The sequence below is a fragment of the Streptomyces sp. col6 genome, assembly GCF_008042035.1.
In the GTDB taxonomy this organism is placed as follows: domain Bacteria; phylum Actinomycetota; class Actinomycetes; order Streptomycetales; family Streptomycetaceae; genus Streptomyces.
Window position 1 is genome coordinate 1 of the sequence record NZ_RDBL01000077.1, and the last position, 3,860, is coordinate 3,860.

Consider the following 3,860-nt stretch of genomic DNA (forward strand, 5'->3'; position numbering starts at 1 on the left):
CGCCGCGCCTCCGGGCGCCGGCGCACCTCCCGGATTCCCGCCCGCCGGAGCACCCCCCGGCGCACCGGCACACCCGGCGGGAGCGGACGACACCGACGGCGGCGGGGTATGACCTCCGAGGACCGAGGGGGCGCAGAGGGGGTTCTCGGCCCCGCCCAGGCTGCCCTCATGGACCTCGTGCAGGACGCCACCGTACGCATCCATCGTCCGCCGTCCGGGTATGCCCAGGACGGGCCGGAAGGGGACTTCCTGGGCAGCGGCTTCTTCGTCGCGCCCAGCTGGGTCCTCACATGCGCGCACGTGGCGATGCGGGGGGAGGGCGGCATGGTGGGCGTCTGGTTCAAGGAGGACCGCTACAGCACCGAGCTGACCGAGGTCCCCGGCAAGGTCGTCGCCGCCCTGCCCGGCACCCGGCCGCCCGGACCGGGCGGCTGGCCGGCCCCCGACCTCGCGCTCATCCAGCTCCAGCGGCCCGTCGACCACCCCTGTGTATACGTCACCGAGCGGTCCGAGGCGATGCTCCGCAGCCGCGAGGTGCGCTGCGTCGGCTGGGCCCCCGGACAGGGCGGCGGACTGCAGAACCGCAGCGGCGTCTGCGTCGTGAAGGGCTCGTACGGGGGATCGGGCGACGCCGAGCAGGTGGTGCGGCTCGACGGCGACTGGGTGGAGCTCGGCATGTCCGGCGGCCCGCTGGTCGACCTCGTCCGGGGCGAGGTCGTCGGCGTCATCAAGTCCCGGCTCGACGGCCACCAGGGCGGCACCGCCGTCGGCATCGAGCGCCTGCGCACCCTGGAGGTGCCGGCCGCCCCCGTGGAGACCGAGACCGACGACATCTACCAGTCCGTCCTGCACGCCCACGACCGGTACCACGCCGACCGGCACACCAGTGCCGCCGGGACCGAACGGACCTGGACCGACGCGCAGAGCGACCTGCCCGTCCCGCCCGGCGGCATCCTCGGGCCCCGGCTGCGCGTCGAACTGCTCGGCCGGCTCGCGGAGTTACCGCCCCCGGCCAGCACCCGCGCCCTGCTGATGCTCCTCGACGGACTGCCCGGGGTGTACGCGCGCGACCACCGCCCGGCGCCGCGCGGCTGGCGCGACGGACTCGGCGCGCTGTACGACGCCCGCGCCCGCGACCGTGAGGCCCGCTTCGAACTGATCGTGCGCTACTGCATGGGTGTCCTCGCGGCCGACCGCCCCTGCGGCCAGCTCTCGGTGCGCAACGCCAAGGCGCTGTGGGGCTGGGTCAAGCGCATCGCGGACGCCGAACTGCCCAGGGACCTGCGCCGCCGGCTCGACGTCGAGTGGGCCGAGATCCGGCTGCGCCTGGAACAGAACCGCCAGCGGGCCGCCCGCGCCCCGGCGAGCGAACCCGTCCTCTACGGCGAACGCGACTGCGTCGTGCTGCATGTGGACGTCCAGTACTGGGCCCCCGACCAGTACGACTGGAGGGTCGCCGTGGACCGCCGGGCCGGCGAGGCGGAGCCCGTCGACGAGGACGGCAGGGGCGTCCCGGCCGGCACCGTCCCGGACCGGCTCGCCGCCGCGCTCACCGAGGCGTTCCGGCGGTGTGACGAGCCCGGCAGCCCGGCCATGCTCCAGGTCGTCGTCCCGCCCGCGCTGTTCGGCCTGCCCGTCGACGACTGGGTGCTGACGCCGTCCGGGCAGCGCCTCGGAGCCGTACGCCCGGTGGTGCTGCGCAGCCCGTACCAGAGCGCAGACGGCGAACGGCCGGCCCGCTGGGACGCCGGTCTCAGAGCCGGGCTGAGGGCCGAAGTCATCGACTGCGAGGACGAATTGAGGGTACGAGTACCGGAGTCGGCGCGGCTGCGCACCCTGTCCCACGGGACCGTGCCCGTCCTGTGCCGCTACGGAAGCCGGCCGGACCCCGACGTCACGGCCGGGGTGGTGCGGCTGCTCGACAGCGGCTTCGGCGTGGCCCTGCTCCAGCGGCGGACGGCGGAGGCCGGCGCGGTGTGCAAGGAGTTCCACCGGCGCGTGGCCGAGGCCGTGTCGGACACCCGCACCCACGACCGGCTGCCGTGGAAGATCCACGAACTGAGAAGAGGGGTGAGCGCCGGACGGACGGAGATGTACTGGTCCGCCGGGGCGGCCCTCTACTACGACGATCCGCACCGTCCGCTGCCGGGCTCCGACTTCCTGGAGGCGCCGTGAGTCACCCCGTACCGCATCACCCACGCATGCGAACTGGCCTTCCTCTTACGGGCGTTGGGCCGAATCGATACGGTAAGGCACGTTCGGCGGCGGCTGCCGGTGACGGACGAGTGACAACGAGGAACACGCTATGAGTGAACCCAGCGAGTGGCTCATCTACCGGGGCGTCGGCGAACCGCACGACGAGGTGGCCCAGCTGCCGCCCCCGCCGCCCTGGCGCGACTTCACCGGAGGCCGTGGTTCCGGCGGAGCGGACGGCGGCGAGTCCGCCGACCGCCGGCTCGGCATCCCCGGGCGCGTCGCCGAGGAACACCGTCCGGGCGCCGAGGAACTGGAGATGATCAACGCGGCGCTGTACCTGCGGCGCCCCCTGCTGGTCACCGGCGACCCGGGCGCCGGCAAGAGCACCCTGGCCCACTCCGTCGCCCGGGAACTGGAGCTCGGCAGGGTGCTGCGCTGGCCCGTCGTCAGCCGCACCACCCTGCTCGACGGCCTCTACCACTACGACGCCATCGCCCGGCTCCAGGACGTGCAGATCGCCTCCCACGCGGCGGCGAACGGCGCGGCCGGGGCCGACGCGGCCCAGAGCGTGGGCAGCTACATCCGCCTCGGACCGCTGGGCACCGCGCTGCTGCCCTCGGACCGGCCCCGCGTCCTGCTCATCGACGAGCTGGACAAGAGCGACATCGACCTGCCGAACGACCTGCTGAACGTGCTGGAGGAGGGCGAGTTCGCCATCCCCGAGCTCGAGCGGATCGCCGACCGCCTGCCCGACGGCGAGGCGGACGTCCTGGACCACGACGGCAACAAGGTCCGCATCAAGGGCGGCCGGGTGCAGTGCCGGGCCTTCCCCTTCGTCGTGCTCACCAGCAACGGCGAGCGGGACTTCCCGGCCCCGCTGATGCGCCGCTGCATCCACCTGGAGCTGGGCCGCCCCGACCACAATCGGCTGGCGTCCTTCGTCAAGGCCCACCTGGGCGAGGAGGCGGCCCGCGCCAGCGACGACCTCATCGCCCACTTCCTGGAACGCTCCCGCACCGAACTCCTCGCCACGGACCAGCTGCTGAACGCGATCTACCTGACGCACGCCGCGTCACCGGCCGGCCGCGACCGGCTCGCCGACCTGCTCATCCAGCGACTCGACCGGCCGAGGTGAGGATCTGATGTCCGGTGCGGCGGACGGCAGCGGCGGGGGCGACGGGCCCGGTGGTGCGCCCGGTGCCTCCGTGACTCCTGGGCCCGACGGGACGCCGGGCGCCTCGGAGTCGTACGACACCGGGTTACTGCCCGAGCTCGTCGCGCGGCTGCGCGGGGCCGGGCTCGACCCGGACGTCGAGCAGCTCTGCGACGCGCTCTGGCTGGCCCGCTGGACCCGCTCCGCCGGCGCGCCCGGCGAGGAGACGGACGCGGACCCCGCCGGGCACCCCGGCGCCGGGGCCGCCGACGAGCGCGCCGCCCTCTCCCGTACCGAGCCCCGGCCCCCCGGCGACGACCCCACTCCGGARGCGGACCGGGAAGGCCCCGGCGAGGAGAAGCGCCCGCCGGGGGACGGCGAGCGGATCTCCCTGCACCCCGTCCCCGGCCGCACCCGGCCCGGCGACGGAACCCCCGCCCAGGACCCGGACACCACCCGTACCGGCGCCGCCGCCCGCGCCGCCGTGCTGCCCCTCGGCGTCCCCGCCGCC

The 3,860-nt window shown here is 74.9% G+C and carries 2 protein-coding genes and 1 pseudogene; all 3 read left to right on the forward strand.

Features of this window, described 5'->3' with window-relative positions; translation table 11 throughout:
* The first annotated feature begins 168 nt into the window (after window positions 1–168).
* Window positions 169–2,175 carry a trypsin-like peptidase domain-containing protein gene (locus tag EAO73_RS35485; protein WP_147975640.1) on the forward strand — a complete coding sequence of 669 codons (2,007 nt, stop codon included), beginning with the start codon at window positions 169–171 and terminating at the stop codon, window positions 2,173–2,175.
* Window positions 2,176–2,305: 130 nt separating this feature from the next.
* Window positions 2,306–3,331, forward strand: a complete 1,026-nt coding sequence (locus EAO73_RS35490; protein WP_147975641.1) for an AAA family ATPase — start codon at window positions 2,306–2,308, stop codon at window positions 3,329–3,331.
* 7 nt (window positions 3,332–3,338) lie between these two features.
* A pseudogene (locus tag EAO73_RS35495) lies at window positions 3,339–3,860 on the forward strand (hypothetical protein); the annotation flags it as partial.